This is a genomic window from Bifidobacterium felsineum, assembly GCF_002802915.1.
GTDB classification, from domain to species: domain Bacteria; phylum Actinomycetota; class Actinomycetes; order Actinomycetales; family Bifidobacteriaceae; genus Bifidobacterium; species Bifidobacterium felsineum.
This window is the reverse complement of the sequence record NZ_PEBJ01000001.1, coordinates 21,569-44,359: the sequence shown is the minus strand read 5'-3', so window position 1 is coordinate 44,359 and position 22,791 is coordinate 21,569. Positions and strand designations below refer to the sequence as shown.

Annotated in this window: 19 protein-coding genes and 1 pseudogene; 14 read left to right on the top strand and 6 right to left on the bottom strand. The window is 54.2% G+C overall.

The window, feature by feature from the left end:
• The first annotated feature begins 95 nt into the window (after positions 1–95).
• The 8 genes from rpmH (at position 96) to CSQ86_RS00130 (ending at position 5,918) form a co-directional block, all read left to right on the top strand.
• On the top strand, positions 96–230 hold the full coding sequence (gene rpmH, locus CSQ86_RS00165; protein WP_007054596.1) for a 50S ribosomal protein L34: 135 nt from the start codon (positions 96–98) through the stop codon (positions 228–230).
• 34 nt (positions 231–264) lie between these two features.
• Positions 265–612 carry a ribonuclease P protein component gene (gene rnpA, locus CSQ86_RS00160; protein WP_100493168.1) on the top strand — a complete coding sequence of 116 codons (348 nt, stop codon included), beginning with the start codon at positions 265–267 and terminating at the stop codon, positions 610–612.
• 1 nt (position 613) lies between these two features.
• Positions 614–931, top strand: coding sequence for a membrane protein insertion efficiency factor YidD (yidD, locus tag CSQ86_RS00155; protein ID WP_100493167.1), 318 nt, complete (start codon positions 614–616; stop codon positions 929–931).
• The gene (yidC, locus tag CSQ86_RS00150; protein ID WP_100493696.1) at positions 931–1,941 is read left to right on the top strand and encodes a membrane protein insertase YidC; all 1,011 of its coding nucleotides are present in this window, start codon (positions 931–933) and stop codon (positions 1,939–1,941) included. The genes yidD and yidC overlap by 1 nt, the downstream gene beginning before the upstream one ends.
• 127 nt (positions 1,942–2,068) lie before the next feature.
• Positions 2,069–2,602: a Jag family protein gene (locus tag CSQ86_RS00145; RefSeq protein WP_100493166.1), complete on the top strand. Its 534-nt coding sequence runs from the start codon at positions 2,069–2,071 to the stop codon at positions 2,600–2,602.
• Between the two features lie 109 nt (positions 2,603–2,711).
• Complete coding sequence (rsmG, locus tag CSQ86_RS00140) at positions 2,712–3,377, top strand: 16S rRNA (guanine(527)-N(7))-methyltransferase RsmG (protein ID WP_100493165.1); 666 nt, start codon at positions 2,712–2,714, stop codon at positions 3,375–3,377.
• Positions 3,378–3,627: 250 nt separating this feature from the next.
• Positions 3,628–4,596, top strand: coding sequence for a ParA family protein (locus CSQ86_RS00135; protein WP_165773675.1), 969 nt, complete (start codon positions 3,628–3,630; stop codon positions 4,594–4,596).
• Complete coding sequence (locus tag CSQ86_RS00130) at positions 4,596–5,918, top strand: ParB/RepB/Spo0J family partition protein (protein WP_100493163.1); 1,323 nt, start codon at positions 4,596–4,598, stop codon at positions 5,916–5,918. The genes CSQ86_RS00135 and CSQ86_RS00130 overlap by 1 nt, the downstream gene beginning before the upstream one ends.
• A 164-nt stretch (positions 5,919–6,082) precedes the next feature.
• Here the strand turns inward: CSQ86_RS00130 and codA are convergent, their stop codons facing one another.
• Together codA and CSQ86_RS00120 are read right to left on the bottom strand one after the other, a co-directional pair.
• Positions 6,083–7,414, bottom strand: a complete 1,332-nt coding sequence (gene codA, locus CSQ86_RS00125) for a cytosine deaminase (RefSeq protein WP_207761533.1) — start codon at positions 7,412–7,414, stop codon at positions 6,083–6,085.
• Positions 7,375–8,706, bottom strand: a complete 1,332-nt coding sequence (locus tag CSQ86_RS00120) for a cytosine permease (RefSeq protein WP_100493161.1) — start codon at positions 8,704–8,706, stop codon at positions 7,375–7,377. Before CSQ86_RS00120 ends, codA begins: the two co-directional genes overlap by 40 nt.
• A 318-nt stretch (positions 8,707–9,024) precedes the next feature.
• On the opposite strand from CSQ86_RS00120, the gene CSQ86_RS00115 reads away from it, so the two are divergent.
• The 5 genes from CSQ86_RS00115 (at position 9,025) to CSQ86_RS00095 (ending at position 14,800) form a co-directional block, all read left to right on the top strand.
• Complete coding sequence (locus tag CSQ86_RS00115) at positions 9,025–9,993, top strand: SIS domain-containing protein (RefSeq protein ID WP_100493160.1); 969 nt, start codon at positions 9,025–9,027, stop codon at positions 9,991–9,993.
• 12 nt (positions 9,994–10,005) lie between these two features.
• Complete coding sequence (locus CSQ86_RS00110; protein WP_100493159.1) at positions 10,006–10,833, top strand: PfkB family carbohydrate kinase; 828 nt, start codon at positions 10,006–10,008, stop codon at positions 10,831–10,833.
• A 75-nt stretch (positions 10,834–10,908) separates the two neighbouring features.
• The gene (locus CSQ86_RS00105) at positions 10,909–11,625 is read left to right on the top strand and encodes a GntR family transcriptional regulator (protein WP_207761532.1); all 717 of its coding nucleotides are present in this window, start codon (positions 10,909–10,911) and stop codon (positions 11,623–11,625) included.
• A gap of 145 nt (positions 11,626–11,770) precedes the next feature.
• Positions 11,771–13,303, top strand: a complete 1,533-nt coding sequence (locus CSQ86_RS00100) for an amidohydrolase family protein (protein WP_100493158.1) — start codon at positions 11,771–11,773, stop codon at positions 13,301–13,303.
• Between the two features lie 51 nt (positions 13,304–13,354).
• On the top strand, positions 13,355–14,800 hold the full coding sequence (locus CSQ86_RS00095) for a YfcC family protein (protein WP_100493157.1): 1,446 nt from the start codon (positions 13,355–13,357) through the stop codon (positions 14,798–14,800).
• Positions 14,801–15,082: 282 nt separating this feature from the next.
• On the opposite strand, the gene CSQ86_RS00090 is transcribed toward CSQ86_RS00095, so the two are convergent.
• Positions 15,083–15,331 (bottom strand): hypothetical protein, encoded by a 249-nt coding sequence (locus CSQ86_RS00090; RefSeq protein WP_100493156.1) that lies wholly within the window; start codon positions 15,329–15,331, stop codon positions 15,083–15,085.
• On the opposite strand from CSQ86_RS00090, the pseudogene CSQ86_RS10040 reads away from it, so the two are divergent.
• Positions 15,290–15,397, top strand: a pseudogene (locus tag CSQ86_RS10040) (hypothetical protein); the annotation flags it as partial. The gene CSQ86_RS00090 and the pseudogene CSQ86_RS10040 sit on opposite strands and share 42 nt — an antisense overlap.
• A 102-nt stretch (positions 15,398–15,499) precedes the next feature.
• Here the strand turns inward: CSQ86_RS10040 and CSQ86_RS00085 are convergent.
• The 3 genes from CSQ86_RS00085 to CSQ86_RS00075 all read right to left on the bottom strand — a co-directional run bounded on the left by CSQ86_RS00085 (position 15,500) and on the right by CSQ86_RS00075 (position 22,745).
• Positions 15,500–16,504, bottom strand: coding sequence for an NAD(P)/FAD-dependent oxidoreductase (locus tag CSQ86_RS00085; protein WP_100493155.1), 1,005 nt, complete (start codon positions 16,502–16,504; stop codon positions 15,500–15,502).
• Between the two features lie 200 nt (positions 16,505–16,704).
• On the bottom strand, positions 16,705–20,631 hold the full coding sequence (locus CSQ86_RS00080; protein WP_100493154.1) for a lipid II flippase MurJ: 3,927 nt from the start codon (positions 20,629–20,631) through the stop codon (positions 16,705–16,707).
• Complete coding sequence (locus tag CSQ86_RS00075) at positions 20,628–22,745, bottom strand: DUF6049 family protein (protein ID WP_100493694.1); 2,118 nt, start codon at positions 22,743–22,745, stop codon at positions 20,628–20,630. Before CSQ86_RS00075 ends, CSQ86_RS00080 begins: the two co-directional genes overlap by 4 nt.
• Positions 22,746–22,791: the final 46 nt, after the last annotated feature.

Genomic DNA, 22,791 nt, shown 5'->3' with positions numbered 1-22,791 from the left:
TTTTGACTTGTGACCAGGGTTGAGAGTACTTTGGTATAGCTTGACTCACGTGAGGGCAGCGCGAAGCGTTGCCAAATAGACCTAGGAGCATTGATATGAAGAGGACGTTCCAGCCGAACAACCGTCGTCGTCACATGAAGCACGGCTTCCGCCTGCGCATGCGCACCCGTTCCGGCCGCGCGGTGATCAACCGCCGTCGCGCCAAGGGCCGCAAGAGCCTGTCCGCCTGATCCGAGCGATCAGCGCCACAGGCATAAGTAAGAGGTGGAACGGCTAAAAAGCCATCGCGATTTTGTCGGCGTATTGAAACGTCGGCGCAAAGTCGGTGGCAGAGATATCGTCGTGCATTATCTGGTGCTCGACGAACAGCATGACGACCAGGCGAATCATCGTCGCCTGGGTTTGGCCGTATCCAAATCCGTGGGTAAGGCGGTTACCCGTAACACAGTGAAACGCAGGTTCCGAGTCCTGGCCAGGATGCATGAGCACCAACTCCCGGAACATTGCGATATCGTGTTGCGCGCCAAGCCGAGTGCGGCTTCAGCCTCGTTTGAATCTTTGGATCAGCAGATCGCAAAGTGCTTTGCCGCTGTGGCACATAAGGCGAAGTGACATGTCTACTTCCATCAAGGCGGTGATGATTCGCGGTGTGCGCTGGTACCAGCGCCACATTTCCGCGAACACACCGCCTTGTTGCAAGTATTATCCGTCATGCTCGAATTACGCCATTGAAGCTCTCGATCGGTATGGCGCTTTCAAGGGGGGAGTGCTCGCCGTATTGCGATTGCTCCGCTGCAGGCCGTGGAGTCGTGGGGGAATAGACGACGTGCCGCAGCAATACTCGATTTTTTATAGATTTTCTTGGTCGAAGGCTCATGAGGAACCTCGACTGACACCATTGGCCACGACCCAAGGAGAGGCCCATCGATGATCAACCAAAACCAGTTCCTTCTCGATAGTGGATTCTGGGGATTCTTCTATAAGCTCCTGACCCCTGTCGAGTGGCTTCAGACTTGGATTCTGAAGCTTGTGCACGATTTCTTCGTGCTGCTCGGCATGAACGAAATCGGCGTCTCATGGGTTCTCGCCATCATCTGCCTGGTGCTGGTGGTGCAGATCTGCATCTTCCCACTGTTCTACAAGCAGATCAAGTCGATGCGTAAGATGCAGGCGCTTGCCCCGAAGATGCAGCGCATCCAGAACAAGTACAAAGGCAAGACGGATCAGGCTTCCAAGGAAGCCCAGAGCCGTGAGATGATGAAGCTCTATCAGGACAACAACGCCAACCCGGCCGGATCCTGCCTGCCTATGCTGATTCAAGGCCCTGTGTTCATGGCCATGTTCTATACGCTGTCCGCCATTCCATACATCGCCAACGGTGTGCGTAAGGAACCGCTTGGCGCTTTCGATGTGGCGACCGCCCAGCAGTTCGTAAAGACCGATGTGTTCGGCATCGTCAGCGTCACCGACAACTTCACCTCCGCCGCTTTCGCCGGCAAGATTGTCATCGGCATCTTCGTCGCTTTGATGTGCTTCTGCCTGTGGTTCGTGCAGTACTTCAGCATGAAACGCAATATGGCCGCTGCCTCGATGAACAAGCAGGCCGAGTCCATGCAGAAGATGATGCTGTGGATCTTCCCAATCATGTACATCTTCTCCGGTGCCACCATGCCGTTCGCCGTGCTGGTCTACTGGTTGACCAACAACGTCTGCAACCTGCTGCGCACCTTCTGGCAGGTGACTTACTTCCCGACCCCGGGGTCCCCGGCAGCCGAGGATAAGGAGAAGCGCGATCATCGCCGCGAGAACGCACGCCGCGAAAAGGCCGGTCTGCCATCCTTGGAAGAAGAGGAACTGCAGAAAGCCAAGGAGGCCGCTGAGCATAAGGACAATAAGGGCTATCAGCGAGTCCAGCCTCAGCGTAAGCGTAAGCGCAAGTAAGTAAACCCGTGATTTGAATGTGCTCCATGTTTCACGTGAAACATGGAGCACATTCGACACTTCGGACCTTGTTTCTTGGGAACAGGGCCTAGACTTGAAACTCAGAACCTGGTAGAAGGAGTACCGTATGGCACAGGATGACGAGAAGTCGATCGATCAGCTCAACGAAGAGGCTGATATCGCCGCCGATTATCTCGAGGGTCTGCTTGATATCGCCGATTATGAGGGTGATATTGAAATGGGGATTCGCAACAACCGTCCGACCGTTCAGATTGTTGCGGATGATGACACCGACATCAAGCATCTGATTGGCCGCAATGGCGAGGTGGTCGATGCGCTGCAGCAGCTGACCCGTCTGGCCGTGCAGCAGAAGACCGGCGAACGCTCTCACTTGATTGTCGATGTGGACGGCTTCCTCAAGCGTAAGCGTCAGCACCTGCGCGACATCGCTCTTGATGCCGTTGATGCTGTAAAGGAATCCGGCGAGCCGTATGACTTGAAGCCGATGAATTCCTTCGAGCGCAAAGTTGTGCACGATGTAGTCCGTGAGGAGGGCTTGAAGTCTCGTTCCCATGGTGAAGAGCCTCATCGCCACGTCACGGTGTACCTGAAGAACAAGAGCGAAGAATCCGACGAAGTCGAAGATTTCGACGAGGAGTGATTCGGCTTCTGAACTATAGCATCGATCAAACTTAACCGGTGAGGCGTCGTTCCCGCGACGCCTCATTGCATGTGCGGTGTTTCACGTGAAACACAGAAGGGGAGTGGTCATGGCAGACAAGTTGGAGGGGTCTCCAATTCTGGCTGAAGTGCTTGGCGATGCATCGCCGCAACTCGAGCTCTTCCATAAGAAACTGGAAGATGAAGGCGAACCCCGCGGCCTGATTGGTCCGCGCGATGTGGACATAATTTGGGAGCGTCACATTCTCAACTCCGCTGCCATTGTGCCCTACGTGCGCGAGGCAACGGAAGATGCCCGCTTTAAGACGGTGGCTGATGTTGGCAGCGGTGGTGGATTCCCCGGTCTGGTGGCGGCTGCTTGTTTACCTGATCATCAGTTCACGCTGATCGAGCCGATGGAGCGTCGAATCGATTGGTTGACCGAATGCATTGATCTTATGGATCTGAAAAATGTCAAACTGGTTCGCGGTCGTTCAGATGAAGTCATTGCACAAGTACGTAAGCGTAAGACTCATCCGTTTGCCGTAGTGACCTGCCGTGCCGTCGCTCCAATGACCAAACTGTCAGGTTGGACACTTCCGTTACTGAAGCCTTCTGGCCAGTTGATTGCGTTGAAAGGTCGCTCTGCTCAAACCGAGTTGGATAAAGCCGCCGATCAGATTTCTCGATTTGGTGGTCGCAATGCTCGAGTGGTAGAAGCTCCGGTCGGTCCGGATTTGGAATCCACACATGTCGTGATTGTGGATAAGCGATAACGGCTGAGTTGGACTTATCCACATTTTCCACATGGCAGATGAGTTATCCACAGTTTTCTGGCTGAACGGTGATAAAACCTCAAAACCGTTGGAAAATCAAAGATTTGAGCGAGTAAAAAACACCAAAAAATCGTGATTTGGCATTAAGTTATCCACAGTTATCCACACGGATTGCAAAAACGGTGGATAACTCGATAATCTGTCCACGTGAATAGCAAGACTTGAAATATTATCAGTGCAAGGAGGATCGATGGCCAAGAAGGATCATCAAGAGGAGACGATTGAATCGGCTTCCGAAACCCTTCATCGTATTTTTGATGGGCAAGGGTCCAGTCTCGGCAATCAGATGGCCGATGAGAGTTCCCGATATGATGCCCTGCAAAAAGCCAAATTCCCCAAGCCCAAGCGCACGCGTCTGATTGCCATCGCCAATCAGAAGGGCGGCGTCGGTAAGACCACCTCTACGGTGAACCTTGCCGCCGCAATGGCAAAATATGGTGCTCAGGTTCTGGTCATCGATATGGACCCGCAGGGCAACGCCTCCACTGCATTGGGTGTGCCGCACGCTTCCGGCGATCCCTCCACTTATGACGTGCTTGAAGGACGTTCGTCCATCGAAGATGTGATCTCTGTCTGCCCGGACTTCCCGACACTCGATGTAGTGCCTGCTTCCATCGATTTGAGCGGTGCCGAACTCGAAGTTGCCGATATGCCGAATCGCAATACGCTGCTCAAAGAGGCACTGGAAAAGTACTTGCGACAGTCCGAAAAGCATTACGACTACGTCTTTATTGACTGCCCGCCAAGCCTGGGCTTGCTGGTTATCAATGCGATGTGTGCGGTGACGGAAATGCTGATTCCAATTCAGGCCGAATACTATGCATTGGAAGGCTTGGGTCAGTTGATTAACACGATTGGCTTGGTACAGGATCACTTCAACCCGGTATTGCTGGTCTCCACGATGTTGGTCACTATGTTTGACCGCCGTACTCTGCTCAGTAGGGAAGTGTTCAACGAAGTCAAGGGTCATTACCCAAACATCGTGCTGGATACCACGATTCCACGTTCCGTGAAAATTTCGGAAGCGCCAAGCTTCTCTCAGTCGGTCATCGCATATGATCCACGTGGTTTGGGTGCCATTGCTTACGGTGAAGCTGCACTGGAAATCGCTAAGCGCTCTCAGCATGTACTCGACGCTCTTGATGCGAGGAGGAAATAATGTCATCGAAATCACGACTGGGCAAAGGCCTCGGCGCACTATTTCCTGATTTGCCGGGGGAGGAGACTGTCGAGAAGCAAGTGAAGTCTCCAGAGAATGCAAAAAAGGTCGCTGAGACCAAGTCCGCATCCAAGGTGCTGGCTTCAGCGGCAACCTCAGTGGCGACACCGGGTAAGGCCTCGACCAATGTGAAGAAGAACATGGCCAAGCGCGCAGCCATGCCTGCTTTGGATGATATCGCTCACCCGAGTGATTTGTTCTTCGGTTCGGATTCGCCTCAGCCACAATTGCCGGTTTCCGATCTTCCGAAGAATGTTTCACGTGAAACATCGAAGTCTACAAAGACCGCTGCTACCGATAAAAGCAAGAACGGCAAGAGTGAAGAGAAACCTGAGCTGAAGCCGGTGCAGGGTGGTTATTTGGCGGAGCTGAAGCTCAGCGACATTGGTCCGAACGCACATCAGCCTCGTACCATTTTCGATGAGGACGAGCTCAACGAGCTGTCTGCTTCCATCAAGGAAGTCGGTGTTTTGCAGCCGATTGTGGTGCGCAAGCGTCCGGTTGGGCAGATTGCCGAAGCGAAGGCCAAGAAGGATGAGCAGCAGACTCAGGAATCGTCCGCCAATCTGTTCGCGGGCCACTTGGATAGCCCGTATGAGCTGATTATGGGTGAACGCCGTTGGCGGGCGTCTCAGCTGGCTGGTCTGAAAACCATTCCGGCCATCGTCAAAACCACGGCCGACGATGACATGCTCCGTGATGCGTTGCTGGAAAACCTGCATCGCGTCGCCTTGAACCCGCTTGAAGAGGCGGCAGCCTATCAGCAGATGATTGATGAATTCGGTCTGACTCAGGCGCAGCTCTCTAAGTCGGTTTCCAAGTCTCGCCCTCAGATTGCCAACATGTTGCGACTGCTGAACTTGCCTGCTGCGGTGCAGAAGAAGGTCGCCGCTGGCGTGCTGTCTTCCGGCCACGCCCGTGCTCTGCTAGGCCTGAGCGACCCGGAGGAAATGGATAAGCTTGCTTCCCGTATTATCTCCGAGGGTCTGTCCGTGCGCAGCACGGAGGAGATCGTGGCGATGAAGATCGCCTCGGGGGAGCAGCCGAAGAAGCCGAAGAAGTCCAAGACCAATCCGTGGGTCGGTTCCGCCGTGCAGCAGAGCCTGGAAAACCATTTCGATACCAAGGTGTCCATTAAGGGCACACAAAAGCATGGCCGTATCGAAATTGTCTTCTCCTCTCCAGAAGACATGGACCGCATCCTTAAGCTCCTGGTCCCGAACCAGTCAGGCAATGGTGATTCTGAATCCAAGTGGGTGTGATTCAGCGGTGCTGATCTAACGCTGATACAAAACCGGCTGGGGAGTTTTACATAACTCTTCCAGCCGGTTTTTCAATATCTGCTGTTGTTAACTTCCTTATGGGAAGAGGCAACACTACTGATTGGTTTCCTTGGGTTTGACTGTACTGAGTACCTGGTCAATTACTACAACAAGGATTCTGAAATTGTTGCACTTCCTGGTTTGTTGCTGCATAATATTGCACCTTTGCGGATGTTGTACAGCACGGTGGCATGCGTATTTAGTGCCTGATAAAAATCAGGTGCGTCTAGCATGATGCAGTTGCCTGGCTTGCCAATTTCGATTCCGTACCGGTCGGTCATATGCATGGCGCGTGCACCGTTTTCGGTAATGAGTTTGAAGGAATTCTGGATTTCCGAGTAGCCCATCATGTGTTCGATATATACGGCCATCATGTCCACATCCAGCATATTGCCATCGCCAAGTGGATTCCATGGGTCACGAACGGCGTCTTCACCCAAGGCGACGTTGACACCATTGTTGAGTAGCTGCCGGATTCTTGTCACGGCTCTGCGCTTCGGATAGGAATCGAAACGTCCGCCGAGATGCACGTTGACTAGAGGATTGCTGATGATGTTGATGCCGGACATATTCAGTAGTCGCATGAGTTTGTACGCGTAGGCGTCGTTGTATGAGCCCATGGCCGTGGTGTGACTTGCCGTGACGCGATCAGCCATACCTGTTTCCAACGCTAATGTGGCCATCACTTCAAGGTTGCGTGAGGCGGGGTCGTCGATTTCGTCGCAATGGGCATCGATGAGCCTGTCGTATTTTTCGGCGAGCTTGAAGATGAAGTGTACGGATTCGACCCCATATTGACGTGTGAATTCGAAATGGGGAATGCCTCCGATTACATCCACGCCCTCCTTGGCGGCTTCCTCCATGATTTCTTTTCCGTGTGGGAATGAGAGAATGCCGTCTTGGGGGAAAGCGACTACTTGTATATCCACAACGTCTTTCATTTCGTCTCGTAATTCAAGTAGTGCATGCAGTGCGGTGAATGAGGTGTCGGTCACGTCGGCGTGTGTGCGGATGAGCTGCACGCCGTGCTGCACTTGTCTGCGTATGGTGGCTTTGGCGCGTTCTTTTACGTCGTCGACGGTAAGCGTCTTTTTCCTTTCCGCCCAGATGCGTATGCCGTCGAACAAGGTTCCGGATTCGTTCCATTCCACCTGCCCGGCGGTTTGGGTGGAATCAAGATGGATGTGAGGATCCACGAATGGCGGTAGCAGAAGTTTTCCGTTGCCGTTGATGACTTGCTCTTCATGGTGGGTGGTCAGCGAGGTTCCGATTTCCGAGAACACTCCGTCAGTGATTCGTACATCTTGGAGAGTGTCTGAGTTATTCACATGTACTGAGGTGATAAGCATGATGTTTCTGTTTTCCGTAATTGATGTTGGATAAACGCGAGAGTTATTTACCGCTGGGAAGTGGGGATGATGCGCATGAGCAGCCAATACACGACGCCAACCACTGCCATATTGATGAAGGTCACTCCTACCGTTTCGGTAAGAAGCGGAATCTGTTGCAAGAGCAGGAACAGCGCGATGCCGAAAGCCCAGCAGCCAATGGCGATCCAGTTCACTCCGTTGCGGTACCAGAATGATCCGTTTCGTGCGGTGAGTTCGGAAGCGTGGTATGTGGCCTGGTGCCTCAGGTAGAAGTCAATGATCATGATGACGGGGATGAACGTCATTAGGGTGGCGGCGATGGTTACGATCCATAGCGATGGCGTCAGACGGAGCTTGGTGACGATGTTGGTGAGCGACGATCCTGCGGCCATAAGGTTTACGGCGTTCGCTGTCATGCTCGTAAGGATCACGACGATAAGTGCGATGGATCCAAGTCCAAGTTTGCTGGCGATGGTGCTGGGGTCGGAATTATTGGCATCGTATACGCCGGTGGTCACGGCGATGCTAATAGTGGCGGTCAAGCCGACAAAAGCGAACCAGAATACACCGAGCAAAGCGCCGATAAATGGTACTGCGGTCGATCCGCTCCTGTGCTTACTGAATCGAGTGAAATCCGCGGCGCAGGTGACCCATCCCATGTTGAATGCCGCCAGGGAGTCGATGATGCTTCCTGAGGGAACGGATAGGGTAGCGGCGGGCTTCCACTGCATAATCTGGGTGAAAGAGACATGTTGGAATACCACGATGGTTTCCCAGATGGCGAAGAACGCAACGAGAACGATGCCGATTCTTTCAATCAGCTGCACTGACCGGGCACCGGTGGAGACGCTGATGATGTGGAGAACGCTCATCACCACAATGCCGACGATAAGTCCTTTTAGGCCTCCTGGCTGCCCGTATACGGGCCAGTCGAATAATTCGGCGAGTAGAAAGCTTACGGAGGTGGCGGCGATGAATGTATTCACCGCTGTCCAGCCGACGTACTGAACCATATTGACTATGGATGGAACATAGCTGCCTCGAACCCCGAAAGCCGCACGCGCGCATCCCATGGTGGTCGCTCCCACCTTGTAGCCCATGTAGCCGATGAGCATCAGGAAGATGTACGCGAGAATCGAGGAGATAGCCAGTCGAGATATTGCGCCGGCGAAGCCGCAAACGGCAATGACGCCGCCGATGTACCAGGTTCCGTTATTGGCGTTTGCGGCAACCCAAGTAGCGAACGAGTCCCAGTTGGAAACGGTGCGTTGCTGAGGTTCGATGATTTCCAGTCCGAATTCCTTGCTGGATTGGTGGGCATGCGAGGTAGGTACACCTGTGCTGACGGATATGGACATGATGGCCCCTTTAGTCAATGAATATTGTCTATTGCGATACTCATCACCCGTGGATTCGGCTCCAGATGGAGAAGAAACTCGAATCCAAGGTTTGGGCTTTGAGAGGCGAACCTTTGTCCCAAAGGATAAGAGCCGTATGTAAAGAGGTCTAATAAAACGTGTTAAGAGCGGTTTACGAACAGCTCAATGTATTTCTTGGTAATTACGGCATTCTGTAAAGGCATGAAAGACACGCCGCCTTGTATAAAACGTCATATAACGTTATATTAATAAACATGACGTTATGAAACGTCATGCGAGTTAACAAGGAGGTTATCCATGAACGTCGTCCCTACAGTTGAGCAGATCATCGAACGCAATGGCGGCAAGGTGAGCGAAATCTACTACGTCGCCTGCGGTGGCTCGCTGGTTGACATGTATGTATCCGATTTCTTTGTGCGCACCGAGTCCGTCGGCATTACCAGCGGCTGGTACACCGCCAATGAATTTGTGCATGCCGCGCCAAAGCGTCTGGGCGCCACGTCAGTGGTCATCCTGTGCTCCCACAGCGGCAATACGCCGGAGACCGTGGCAGCCGCCGCACTGGCTCGAAAAGCCGGGGCTCAGACGGTCGGCCTGACCTACAACAAGGAGGCCAAGCTGCTCGATGAGTCCGATTACTCCTTCGTCTATGAGTGGGGCGATGAAACCCGCGTGCATAACAACCCGATGGCCATCATGCTTGACCTGACCATCAATCTGGTGGACAAGCTTGAAGGGTACGCCCATATTGAAGCCTTCCGTAAGGGTATGGACATCATTGACACCGTGGTGGCCAACGCCGAGAAGCAGGTGGAGCCCCGCACCAAGGAATTTGCCGACAAGTACAAGAACGAGACCATGTTCTACGTGCTCGCCTCGGGCGCGTCATATGGCCATGCCTATGGATTCTCCATTTGCTCGCTCATGGAGATGCAGTGGCTGGACGCCGCTCCGATCCACTCCGGCGAATTCTTCCACGGCCCATTCGAAGTCACCGATGAAGACACCCCGTTCATCGTGGCCCGAGGCCTTGGCCGCACCCGGGAACTCGATGACCGCGTGCTCACCTTCCTCGACAAGTACGCGAAGAAAGTCGAAATCGTCGACGCCAAGGAACTCGGACTCGACCTCATCGACGATGCGGTCAGCGAATACTTCAACCCAATCCTGTTCTACAGCGTACTGAGCAAGTACCGTTACGCCCTGTCCGTGGTCCACAACCATGATCTCGACGTCCGCCGATACATGGGCAAGGTCGAGTACTGAGAGGATCCAACGATGAGCAACAGCAAGGTATTGGGCCTTGGCGACCAGGTCGTTGACCAGTACGTCAACCTTAACGTCATGTACCCGGGAGGCAATGCGCTGAACTTCGCCGCATTCGCCAAGAAACTTGGGTATGACGCCGCCTTCATGGGCGTATTCGGCGATGACGCCAACGCCGCACACGTACAGCGCAGCATCGATGCCTTGGGCATTGATCGCAGCCACTGCCAGATAAAGCATGGCGAGAACGGCTGCGCCAAGGTGAACATCGTAGACGGCGACCGCGTATTCATCGGAAGCAACGAAGGCGGCATTGCCGGCATCGAGCCCGTTGAAGCGGATGCGGATGATTTGGCCTACATCAGCGGATTCTCTCTAATCCACATGGGCATCTGGGGCAATGCAGACCATCTACTGCCCGAGATCTCCACCATGGGCATTCCGATTTCCTATGATTTCTCCGACGAGTTCGAAACCAGCACCATCGACGCCGCCCTTCAATATGTGCAGTACGGTTTCTTCTCATTGAGCGGCATGCCCGTGAATCAGGTCAAGGTCCTGCTACGCAGTCTGTACCGCGAGCCCAACAAGCTGCTGGTCGCAACACGAGGCTCCCAATCTACCGTGGTCTACGATGGCGAATCATTCCATGAGCTTGAGCCACACGTGGTCGAAGCAGTGGACACCATGGCTGCAGGCGACTCATTCCTCACCGCATTCCTGCTCGCGCATGTTCTTGAAGGAAAGGATGTCGAGGAAAGCCTGGTGGCCGGTCAGCAGTTTGCCGCCCAAGCCGTACAGCTCGATGGGTCGTTCGGCTTTGGAACGCCCATTGACTAACGGCTAGCCGGCAACAGGCTGGACGAAATTCGGTATACGATTAAGCCACAAAGGAGTTTGAAGGAAAGGAGCACCATGATGCTGCAAGATGACGCACGCATACCCATGTACGCACAGCTTAAAGCATCACTGCTTTCCGACATAGCTTCCGGCAAATACGCGTCAGGCGAACGCATCCCCGCAGAACCGGAACTGGGAGACCGTTACGGCGTATCACGTATCACCGTCCGCAAAGCCATCAAGGAATTGGTGGACGAAGGCTATCTGATCAAGAAACAAGGCAAGGGTACTTTCGTGCGCCGTCACGTCATCGATCGAAAGATCGAATATGTGATGGGCTTCACCGAAAGCCTGGAACGTGCTGGATACCATGCATCAAGCGAAGTGCTGGAACGAACAATCATTCCAGCCGACGCGAATCTTGCCGATAAGCTCGATCTCGCTGCAGGCGATGACGTGCTGTACATACAGCGGGTGCGCAAAGGCGATGACATTCCGATCATGCTGGAGAACAATTATTTCCCAGCTCAACGATTCGCTTTTCTCGAACACGCGGATTTAAGTGGTTCACTATACCGACTGCTCTCCGAAGAGCATGGCATCCGGCCCATTAATCCCAAGACCACGACGCTCAGCATGGCACTGGCTGATGCCGAACTCGCAAAGCGCATGAATGTGGTTGTGGGCACGCCTTTCTTCGAAATCAGAACACTGATTTGCGATCAGGATGACCGACCTGTACATGTTGGTCACCAGTTTTATCTAGGGGAGTTGTATACCTTCACCCTCTAATCAGGGACGCTACTGTCGGTTTTCGCGATATATCACGCAAGGCCTAGCGCAAGCCATGCCTTGTGCCGAATAAGGCGACACGGCAACCGAGCTAACAGCAGGTTGAGTATGCTTCTTCCACGGCTTTTTCCTCAAAGGAAATCCCATGAAAACAATCATTAGGTCTCGTCATATCTTTGACGGGACGGGAGCGGATCCATTTCAGGGCTTCATCGAATTCCGCGGTCCATTCATTGCCCGTGTGGAGCATGGATGGGATTATGGTCCGATTGATGATTCACATACAAAGCTGATTCAGCATGACGATCATTTGATCATGCCTGGTCTGCATGATAACCATGTGTTCTTCTCCGGATGGATGGCCGCCAACGCCGGCATTGATCTGTCGAAGGCGAAGAATGCCGATGAAGCGGTGGATGTCATAGCAGCCAGACTTGAGGCTAATCCTCATCATCCTGTATACGCGCACGGTTGGAATCGTGAGGCTTGGGGCGCTGATCCGGAACGAGAGCTTTTGGACGCGGTGTCTGCCACCGTTCCCATTACCGCTATCGATGATGCACGTAGCCGCTACTGGATGAACAATGCCGCTGTGGAACGATACGGGTTTACGGAGACGCAACTTTCTGCGGAAACCCGTGTCCGCCTGATTCGGGAAATGTGCCATGACAGCGAACTGGTTCGCTCCTCATGGCGGCAATTCGAACAATTGCTGCTTTCCCGCGGCGTCGTCTCATGCAAGGACATCGTGTTCGACGATTGCGACGTCCACCTGCCGATTCGAGACAAGCAACTTGACGTGACGATGACCATCGAACCGGTGGCACATCGACTTGATACAACAGTGATCCCACGGTACCGGTACCGTTCCTTCGGCCCGCGTACACGATTCGGCGGCGTGAAAATCATGGTGGATGGCGTTGTCGCGGACGGTACTGGTGATATTCGTGGGACATATGCGAATGGTGCCAAGCCGGCACATATCGACTATGACGCAATCGAGGCCGAAGTGGCATATCTGTCCGAGCACGGCATCTCCTGCTGCCTGACTGCCGAAGGCGATAAAGCCATCGAACGTTCCGCCGAACTACTCGCACGGCACATGAACCCTCAGGTACGTCATTCCATCAGCGATATGGAAATGGTTACCGACCATGCTGCGCAAGTCATGGCTCAGGCAGGAATCACAGCGGAGATCTACCCGCAAATTCTTGGACTGAACCCATCATTGACCGATGCGTACATGCCCACCACCATCACCGGAGAAGATGGGCAAGCGTTTTTCCATTACACCCATCTGACCGACAATAATGTGGCAATTACCAGCGGCACGGATTGTCCCCTATTTGTGGCCAGCGTGCCTGAATCGTTGCTACGCGCGAGCCGCCGTCGATTCGACAGCGGAACGGAACGATGGTTCCCCGAATACGCAATGAGCCAGAACGCATTGCTTCATTCATGGACCAGAGGCGGCAGCAGTGAACCTTCCGAGACGCTTCAGGGCAAACCGTCAGGTGCCTTCCTGCCTGGCAGTGGTGAAGGACGCGTGCTCCGACGTGGATCCATCGCTACATTCGTAATCTTCGATCGCGACCTCATCAGCGCCAGCGATGATGAATTGCGAGAAGCCAAGGTGCTGGAAACCTATATTGACGGACGATCCGCATACCAGGCATAACCGTTCTCTCATTCCATATGATTCATCCAATTATTTGCAAAGAGGCAAACCATGAAACTCCTCGACCGTATTAAGAAAATCGGATTCCCCCATAGCTATGCGCTGCTGTTCTTCCTGATCATCATCTGCGCCGTTCTGACCTGGATCGTGCCCAGCGGGCAGTACGACACTAAAACAGTGACGGTAGATGGCAGTGAACGCACTGTCGTGGTGCCAGGCACATATCATCAAATCGCCAAAATAGCCGAAGACGGCACCGATTACCGTCAAGGATTAGGATCGATTCTTGAAGCTCCCGGCAACGGCATCATCGCCGCCGTGGAAGTAATCGCCTTCGTGCTTATCCTCGGTGGAGCATTCGGAATCATCCTGAAAACCGGAGCCATCGACCGCGGTTTGCGCGCATTGGCCGATTTCCTCGGCACCAAAGGCATCCTGGTGATTCCTCTGATGATGATCCTCGTCAGCCTTGGCGGCTCTACCTACGGCATGAGCGAGGAACTGATTCCTCTGTTCATCATCTTCATCACATTCATGCTGTCTATGGGATTCGATTCCATGACCGCCATTCTTACGCTTTTCCTCGCCAGCCAGGTTGGCTACATCGGATCCACCATCAATCCGTTCAACGTGCTGATCGCCCAAGGCATCGGCGATGTGCACGGCAACCCGCTGCTATGGCTCCGACTCATCTACTGGGCCGTGTTCACGATTATCGCCATTGCCTTCACCATGCGTTACGCATTCAAGGTGCGCAAGAACCCCGAATCCTCCGTCGTCTATGATTCCGATCTGGTGCTGCGAGCCAAGCTGTTCGGCAAGAATGGTGAGAACACTATCGAAGACGCCGGCAAGGAACACTTCACCGGCAAGGACAAGGCCATTATCACCGTGTTCATTCTCGGTCTGGCCGTGATGGTGTACGGTATCGTTACCCAAGGCTGGTACATGACCGAAATCGGTGCATTGTTCCTGGCGATGGGTCTCATTATCGGCATTATCGCCCGATTCAGCGTCAACGATATCTGCGAGGCGTTTGTCTCCGGTTGCGCCGACTTCGTATATGCCGCGGTAATCATCGGATTGGCCAACAGCATTCTCGTCATCCTGCAGAACGGCATGATTATCGACACCATTCTCAACGGCCTGGCGGGACTCCTCGGCGGTCTCCCCAAGGCCCTCTTCACCACGATTCTGCTGGCCGTCCAAGCATTCATCACCCTGTTCGTGCCGTCCTCTTCCGGCTCCGCCGCCTTGACTATGCCGGTCATGGGCCCGCTTGCCGATCTGGTGAACATCAATCGCGATGTCATCGTACTGAGCAACCAGTTCGGCAACGGTCTGATGAATATCATCAATCCGACCGGTGGCGTGCTTCTCGCCGGCCTGTCCGTAGCAGGCATCAGTTTCGGAAAATGGCTGAAGGTCGGACTGAAAGCATTTGGCATTCTGTTCGTCGTCGCAGCAGTATTCCTCTGGGTTGCCACCCTTGTCTGAATGACGATGGAATTATTAGCATCGGGTTAGTCTCGTAAATTCGAATGATGCCTTGATTGTTGAATCTGAATTATTCCAATTCAACAATCAAGGCATCATTCGAATTCATTCGTCAGGATGTTTGCGTCGGTGGTATAGAGGGCACGCGATACAGCCATTTGTAATGGGTGCATCTCGGGTTCCCGCATATGGGCAGATAGCGGAGCTTGAGAATCGGGTATAACTGATTTTTTTATCGCTCCAGAAAGGAGCTTGCCATGATTGAGCGACCCTTTATATGAATCAGATTCGGCCATTCATCGGCAAGAACATCATCAAAGTGCTGGTGGGCGCACGCCGTTCCGCAAGTATGTGAATCAGGGTGGTTTCCCTTTCCAAACCGATCTGGCATTCGATGAAGCCGCTTCGTTGAGCTACCTCGATGACCTGTTCTCCACGATCCTGTTCAAGGATGTGGTTCGCCATGCAGGCATCCGCGATAGTGATGCCTTGGAACGGGTCATCCGGTATGTTATCGGCGAGGAAGGGCATCTGATTACCGCCGCCAATATCGCTGCATACATGAAAAGCGAGCAGCGCAAAGTATCAGCTGAGACCATTGCCAATTATCTCAATGCCGCTGGCAAGGCATTCCTCATCTACCGTGCACCACGTGAGGATTCGATCGGCAAGCGCACGCTGGAGTATTGCGGTATTGCGTTACTCGCTCAGGTACTCCTGCGCATCAAGGGCGGCGCGGCAGCCCATGCCGGCGGCACTGATGGCTTGACGGTAGACGCAATCCACGCAGTCGCCCGCAGCGAAGATTCCCGGGGTGCTGGTGCGCGTGCTGGCGCCATCCACGATAATGTACCCATCCTCATCGCGAGAGGCCACAGAGGCGGCAAAATCGGTGGCTGGTGTGTGACCAATTGCCACGAATACCGCAGCGGTTTCCAGCTCGCTGGTCTCCCCAGTCACGGTGTTTTTAAGTGATACGCTGCTCACGTTCACCTGTGGCTTCGGCTTCAAAGCCAAGCCGCCAAGGTTCAGCGCAGGAGCGGCGGGCGCGGCAGGTGCGGTTTCCGTGCCATGAATTTCAGTGACCACGGTGTTGGTCAGCAATGTCAGCTTCGGATTCTCCTTGGCTCGATCAACCATGATCTGGGAAGCACGGAACTCATCGCGGCGATGAATCAGGGTGACCGAAGAGCCGAAACGGGTGAGGAACAGAGCCTCCTCGAATGCGGAATCGCCACCGCCCACCACCACGATCGGTTTATCGCGGAAGAAGAAGCCATCGCAAGTGGCGCAATAGGAGACACCGTGGCCGGAGAGCTCCACTTCGCCCGGCACACCAAGCTTACGGAAGTTGGATCCGGTGGTGATGATGACCGCGCGGGTTTCCAGCGTCTCGCCATCGGACAATGCCAAACGATACAGCGGTGCATCATCCGAACCTGCTGATTCAATGGCGGTCACATCATCAGCAATGAATTCGGTGCCGAATCGCTTGGCCTGCGCGCGCATGTTATCCATGAGCTCCGGGCCCATGATGCCGTCGGGGAAACCGGGGAAATTCTCCACCTCGGTCGTGTTCACCAACTGCCCGCCTGGAGTAAGCGCACCGGTGACCATCACCGGGTCAAGGCCTGCGCGGCCCAGGTAAATAGCCGCAGTATAGCCGGCTGGGCCAGATCCGATAATGATTACGTTGTGTGCCATAGTCTCTCCCTAACATGATTATCAAGTCGTTATGTATCTTAGATTCTTCATCATACGGGTGAGAGACGTCAGCCTCCCTGCATTTCGGCCCAAAGCAATAGTGCGACAATAGTGTGCTTGGTTTCCTCTCACAAGAAGCCAGCCCAATAACAATTGCCCTCCGCGATGGGAGGGCAATAACTTCGATGTATTGGCAGAGGTCAGAAGACTTCTACTTTAACGATGTAGAGCTGGTTTTGAGGCAGGCTACCCATCGGCACCCAGAGCATCAGGTCCTGCGTGGTGACGGACTTGCTGAACTTCACTTCAGTAGTGCCGCCCTCAGCAAAGGTGAAGGACGCCATCTCCTCACCTTCGGATGGGTTACCGGTGGTGTTGGCACGGATATAACCCTTGCCGCCCGAGCTGCGGATGGAGATGATCATGCGAGACACATCGTGTGGCTGATCAAGATGCAGCGTGTATCCGTAGCCAGACTGACCGCCGGGGTTGGATACGAAGTTTGCGTTGGAAATCGTATAAGCCGTGGTATTGGTCACATGCGGCTTTGGCACGGACTTAACTGAACGATCCTCCACAACCTTCTTTACAGTGGGCTTTTTCTGAGACTTCTCAGTGCTGGAGGATGAAGACGAATCCGATTTGTTCGCATCCGACGAAGATGAAGACGAAGCGTCGTTGGAATTGCCAGATTGCGCAGCATTGGAAGAATCAGATGAATTCGCCGATGTGTCAGACGAGTTTGAGGAATCAGCGCTGGACGGATTCTGATCGCCGAACGGTACCTCGTTCATGTTCACATCCGGCCATTCGCCATTGGCGGATTGGGTCGTATCGGTTGCATCCGCGGGATCGACGCCGCTCTTCTGGAATGCGCTCCAGGCCCAGAAACCAGCGGCGACCACCACCACAAGGGCTACGATAAGTGCCACCACCTTGGTGGTGAAACTGCCGAACAGGTTTTCGTTGGGCAGGTGATCGTCTTCGGAGCCACCCTTGACCGGTGGATTCTTCGGATCATAGCTCGGCGGTACTGCTGCCACTTCCGCAATACGAGCCTGCTCTTCCTCCAAGGCGCGCAAAGACTCCTCACCGGGCTGGATTTCACGTCCGCCGGCATCGTATACCGGAATTCGACTTGTAGTTTCGCCGGCGGGATCGGCAATTGGCATAGTCGGATGGGAATTGCCGGTAAATGTGCCTGCGACACCAGCGTTCAAATCATTGAACCAGTCAGCAGTGTCATCGCCGGAAAGATTTTCAGCATTCCAAGCATCGGAGAATTTGAAGTCGAACAGGTGACGGCCCGGATCATCGGTGCCATCCTGACCAGGTTTGTCAACTACCGGTCCGGCCTGTGTAATAGCCAACTCAGGTAGTTGCTTGCTGGTAATCAGGGAATCAGGGACGGTGGCGAATTCAGCATTGGTGTTGATATCGCCGAACTGCGCGCGAACAATGGAGCATTCGCCCGCGGTGATCGGCAATGCGATATCAGTCTCATCAAGCTCCTGCAAAGGCTTCCAATCGCCTAGAAGAGCATCCAGTTCGGCCAGAGAGGCCATAGGCAATGTGAGGTCATCATCATCGAACAGTTCAAGCCCACGCTTGCAGATGACTTGGAATTCACCCGGAGTGTCCTGCGGCAGTGCAGCAAGGCTGAACGTCGTGTTCTTGTGGCTGCGTTCACGCAAGAGCATGGCATACAGCAGAGCGGCAAGCTGGCGCACAGCATGGCGCTCCGATCCGTCATCATCAACAGTGGTGCCGGATGTATCGGCAAGCAACGGGGAGAACGGGGCATCTGTGATCTCGATGCCCTTATTGGTGACGCGAACCGTATCGGTGTTGAGCACAATACGGCTGGTGACGCCGAACAGCATCGGACGAACTGCTTCCGCCAATTCGCCGATGATTGAGCGCATCGCATTGTAGCTCAGAGGAGATGTGGCCTTACCGGCCAGGTATTCGGTCAATGACTTGCCGCTGTCAACAGGCGTAATGACCAGCAGCACATCGTCCTGCCTGCGGTATTTCAGCACCGGGACGAAATGTTCGGGGCGCGTAGCGGTAATCGTTCCAGCGATCTCATTAATCGTGGTCAGTTGCTCTTGGTTGGAGACCAAATACAGCTGGCAGTCTTTGGCCAGAATTCGATCATTGGCCTTCCACACTTCGATGCCGGGTTCTTCGCGCAACAATGACACCAGTGTGTATCGATTGAGAATGGTATCGCCCAGTTGCGGTTTCATAGGTGTGTCCGACTCCATACGGTTGTTACTTGGAATTGTCTTTGACATTCTATCTGTGGGGATAGCCTGAGAGAAGTCCTTCTCAGGAGTGATTTCCTGCGGTGTTTCACTAGGTGAACCATCATCTTCGGCATGGGGAATAGCAGATGTGCGGCTTGCTCCCCATCGCGCGAGTAGAGGAGATGCGAGATCCTTTAATTCTTCGGTGCGAAGCAGCCAGAGAGCGGCCACATATACTACGCCCAGAACGATGGTCAGTACGATGCAGATGCCCAATGCCGCCAGCCAAGGCATATGGCCCCCGCCGGGATTTACTGCCGGAGCATCTGGGGTTGGCATATGGAAGAAGCTGCCATCCATATGCTTGGCCGGCTGAATATCGGCATTGAACAGGCTTACAATCGGATTTTTCAGCAGCCAGACAACCATGCCCGCGATACCTGCTGCCGCCAGTGTCTTCAGCCCCATCACGCCGTAGGTTTTCAATCCAATATATCCATGGAATGTTGTACGCAGCATGAGCAAGGTCAAGGGAATTGCCAATGCCGACCCGATCGGAACAGCCACAGCATTGGACAGCACCCAATACTGTGGCGGAAGCACAACCAAACCGACCACCATGACAATGATCATGCATCCTGAGTTAATGACATTGCACAGGAACGGATGCCAACCGTCTTCGAACGCATAGAACGTGCGCTGGATGAGCAAATTGACGGATACTATCGGCAGACCGATCGACAATATGATCAATGCGTACGAAATAAGCATCGTTTCGTTCATGGAAACCGATGGAAGCAGGGCGCGGATGATTGGCTCAGGGTAGACGATCATGGCTACGGCGAAGAACATGACCAGCAAAGTGACGTTTTTCATCGCGCCAATGAGATCATTGCGAGCCTCGTCTAAATCCTGTTCGGCGATGGATCGGGAGATCTTAGGGAACATGGCGGTGGATACGGACACCGCAATCAACGAGTACGGCAGAATGAACAGCGTATATGCGTTCTGATAGGTGGCGTTGCCGGCAATATCAAACAGGCTGGCGCCAACCATCTCATGTGCGCGAATCGGAGCCAGCGTGGCGATACGGGTCTGAATAATGCCGGCGATTTCGGTGACGACAACCACACCCAGTGAGCCCAACGCCACTGGTCCCATGGCTTTCAATCCGAAGCCGGTCAATCCGAACTGCGGGCGGTATTTGAATCCGAGACGCATCAGAGGAATAAACAGCACCAGCGCTTGGAATGCCACTCCCAGTGTCCACGTGCCGGCAGTGAGCGCGATTTTTCCACCTGTCCAAAAATCAAGCGGCTGCTCGTTGGCTTTGCCGAACAACAGAATGAAGACGGTGAAGCCCGCGCAGCTGATGATATTGGCACCGGTGGAACTCCACGCATATGCGGTGAAATGATCTTTGGCTGCAAGAATCTGCCCAAGTACCGTATACAGTCCATAGAAAAAGATCTGTGGCATGCACCAGAGCGTGAATGCGGTAGTCAGCGCGATCATCTGAGAGTCATTACCGCCAACGTACAGACGCGTGAGCAGGGGAGAGGCGGCACCCATCAGAACCGTGACCGACAGCAGAATCACGATGGCCAGCGTAATCAGTCGATTCAATCGTTCCTGGGCATCTTCTTCCTTGAGCGTGCGCACGATCTGCGGCACCAACACAGCGTTGAAAATGCCGCCGGTCACCAGCGTGAAAATGGCCTGGGGAATCATCGAACCAGCCTGGTAGGCGTTTGCGGCAAGACCTGTGGTGCCCATAGCGGCAGCCAGCAGAATTGTTCGAATCTGACCGGTCACACGGGAGGCCGCAGTGCCGGAAGCCATGATCAGGGAATTACGGCCTACGGTAGAACTCATTCGTCCGGATCCTTCTTACGGTTGAATTGGCGCCATAGTCCCACAAGTCCCAAGAGCACAGCGAAGCCGATGATGATGAAACCGCTGGCGTCGCTGATACGCAGCACACTGGTAATGGTCGTGTCCTGCGTATTGCCGAACGCCACGCTCTGGCGATCCGCCAATGACACATGAGCAATGGCGGAACCCGAAGTAGAGACGCGAATGGTAAAAGCCACCTGTGCTTCACTATGGGCAGGGATTACCACATCATTGGTGCGCGAGGTGACGATCTGCATCGAGTTGGTAATCGAGTTGACCTTAACGCTTACGGCATAGGGCAATTTATTGCTGACCGTGATTGGCATTTTGGCGGATTCACTGAACACGGAAACCGGTTCGGACGGCGTGATGCTCACACTGCCCAGCAATGTATCGGACATGCTCTGCGCGGCCTGGGCCATACGCTGGTGGCTGTCGGATGGGCCGGCGCCGGTGAGCGCGCGCAATGCCATGCCGTCATGGACGGTGAGCAGGTTGGCAAGCCATTGCTTGGACTCGGTGCCGTGATCCTTAAGAATCGAATTGGCAAGCCGCAGAACGCCTTGGCGACTGGCGGTCAGCTGATTCAACATCGTCTGTGTGGCGGAAGTATCAGGTGTATCAGCGCTTTGATTCACCGAGTCGCTCACATGATAGGGGTCGGTGTTCGCCATGGTGCTTAAATCCGTGAGGTTCAGCCAGGATGCCTGCTCGAGAGCGCTCATCACCTGATCGATCCAGGCGGAGGAGTTGGCGCGTGTGAATGTCACGAGCAGGTTACGCGTGGTGTACGGCTGCTCCATCTGATAAAAGGCGCTTTGCGCCATCAAACGAGCCAGTCTGCCGGCATCGCTGGTTTCGGCGGTGGCCTCCTTGCTGGTGGCCCGTCCATGTGCCAATGTGCCTAATTCAGACTGTTCCTTGAGCACCGTCACATCACCGGCGGTGGTGTTGACCACATAGGTGCCGGTGTGCACGGTATCGGTTTGTTCGTTATCGAATGAGGCGCTAGCGATGACTGTGGAATAGCCCTGTGCGCGGGCTTTGGTCAGCGCGTCAATGGTCCAATCCGCAGAGCCTTGCCATGCATATGCGCTCGGTGTTTCAGTGGTCTTATTGGCCGCTGTATAGATGGTCCGAGCGTTTTCGGCTGTCCACTGTGCATCAGTGACTCCGGCATTGGTATATGCCGAGGCATTGTTGATTGCGGCATACGAGGTGATATCGAAATCGGCTGGCTGCATGATGCCAGCCACCGTCGGCTTGCTGCCGGATTCCTGCAGGTAGAGCGGATCGGCAACGATTTGCAGCCGTGGATGCTTGGCCACGGTCTGTTCCAGCGCCTTGGTCTGGGCGATGCCTTCGGCGCTCAGCAGCAAAGGTTCGTTGTTTTCGTTTTCTTCGTTTTCGGTATTCGTGTTGCCGTTTGATTGCGTGGATTCCTGTGCCTTGCCGGATGCCTGCGATGACGAGCCGGCCGAATCGGTTTCCTCGATGAGGTTGGTGATTGCCGTCTCGTTGGTCTGCCAGTCTCCGGAAGTCAGAGGCATGGCCACGGTCAGGTTCATGGCAGGGGTTTGTGCGGTGCTGAGCCCATCGGAAGAACGGGTCAGGAAGCTGTGCATGACGGACCGTGTATTGCCTGCAACATAGGCGATAGTCAATGGTTTAGGGCCCCAGTTGCGTATTGCGGCAAGCGCCTGCTGGTCGGCGGTCACGTCAAGTGTGACGGTTGTGCTGTTACCGGCCGTGATGGCTGGAACATCCACCGAACCCAACGGATTCGGTGTGGGGATATTCGTACCGTTCTCGGCCCAGGACTGCATATCGGACCGGGACGCGAATGTGAACAATGCATTGGTCGCCGCCATAAGCGTGCCGGCAGGCGTGTCGGCATCACTGTTGTTCGTCACGATCACCTGTAGGTGGAAGCCGGAGGATGCGGTGACGATGGGTGTGCTTTGCGCGATGGTCAGCGTCTCGGCGGACTTGCCGCTGTTAGATTGCGAACTTTTCGCCTGTTGGGTTTGCGTCGAACCTGAGTCATTGGCGGAATTGGAATCATCGGCCCAAGCGACCGGCGCGAATATCATCGCACTGGCCGCAATTATGGCGGCGATGGCATGTGCAAAACGCCCG

Bases quoted from the DNA above. Each gene is read 5' to 3' on its own strand.
- rpmH (WP_007054596.1), top strand. From the start codon at position 96: ATGAAGAGGACGTTCCAGCCGAACAACCGTCGTCGTCACATGAAGCAC.
- yidD (WP_100493167.1), top strand. From the start codon at position 614: ATGTCTACTTCCATCAAGGCGGTGATGATTCGCGGTGTGCGCTGGTAC.
- CSQ86_RS00145 (WP_100493166.1), top strand. From the start codon at position 2,069: ATGGCACAGGATGACGAGAAGTCGATCGATCAGCTCAACGAAGAGGCT.
- rsmG (WP_100493165.1), top strand. From the start codon at position 2,712: ATGGCAGACAAGTTGGAGGGGTCTCCAATTCTGGCTGAAGTGCTTGGC.
- CSQ86_RS00135 (WP_165773675.1), top strand. From the start codon at position 3,628: ATGGCCAAGAAGGATCATCAAGAGGAGACGATTGAATCGGCTTCCGAA.
- CSQ86_RS00130 (WP_100493163.1), top strand. From the start codon at position 4,596: ATGTCATCGAAATCACGACTGGGCAAAGGCCTCGGCGCACTATTTCCT.
- CSQ86_RS00120 (WP_100493161.1), bottom strand. From the start codon at position 8,706: ATGTCCATATCCGTCAGCACAGGTGTACCTACCTCGCATGCCCACCAA.
- CSQ86_RS00115 (WP_100493160.1), top strand. From the start codon at position 9,025: ATGAACGTCGTCCCTACAGTTGAGCAGATCATCGAACGCAATGGCGGC.
- CSQ86_RS00110 (WP_100493159.1), top strand. From the start codon at position 10,006: ATGAGCAACAGCAAGGTATTGGGCCTTGGCGACCAGGTCGTTGACCAG.
- CSQ86_RS00105 (WP_207761532.1), top strand. From the start codon at position 10,909: ATGATGCTGCAAGATGACGCACGCATACCCATGTACGCACAGCTTAAA.
- CSQ86_RS00100 (WP_100493158.1), top strand. From the start codon at position 11,771: ATGAAAACAATCATTAGGTCTCGTCATATCTTTGACGGGACGGGAGCG.
- CSQ86_RS00095 (WP_100493157.1), top strand. From the start codon at position 13,355: ATGAAACTCCTCGACCGTATTAAGAAAATCGGATTCCCCCATAGCTAT.
- CSQ86_RS00090 (WP_100493156.1), bottom strand. From the start codon at position 15,331: ATGCCCTTCCTCGCCGATAACATACCGGATGACCCGTTCCAAGGCATC.
- CSQ86_RS00085 (WP_100493155.1), bottom strand. From the start codon at position 16,504: ATGGCACACAACGTAATCATTATCGGATCTGGCCCAGCCGGCTATACT.
- CSQ86_RS00080 (WP_100493154.1), bottom strand. From the start codon at position 20,631: ATGAGTTCTACCGTAGGCCGTAATTCCCTGATCATGGCTTCCGGCACT.
- CSQ86_RS00075 (WP_100493694.1), bottom strand. From the start codon at position 22,745: ATGATATTCGCGCCGGTCGCTTGGGCCGATGATTCCAATTCCGCCAAT.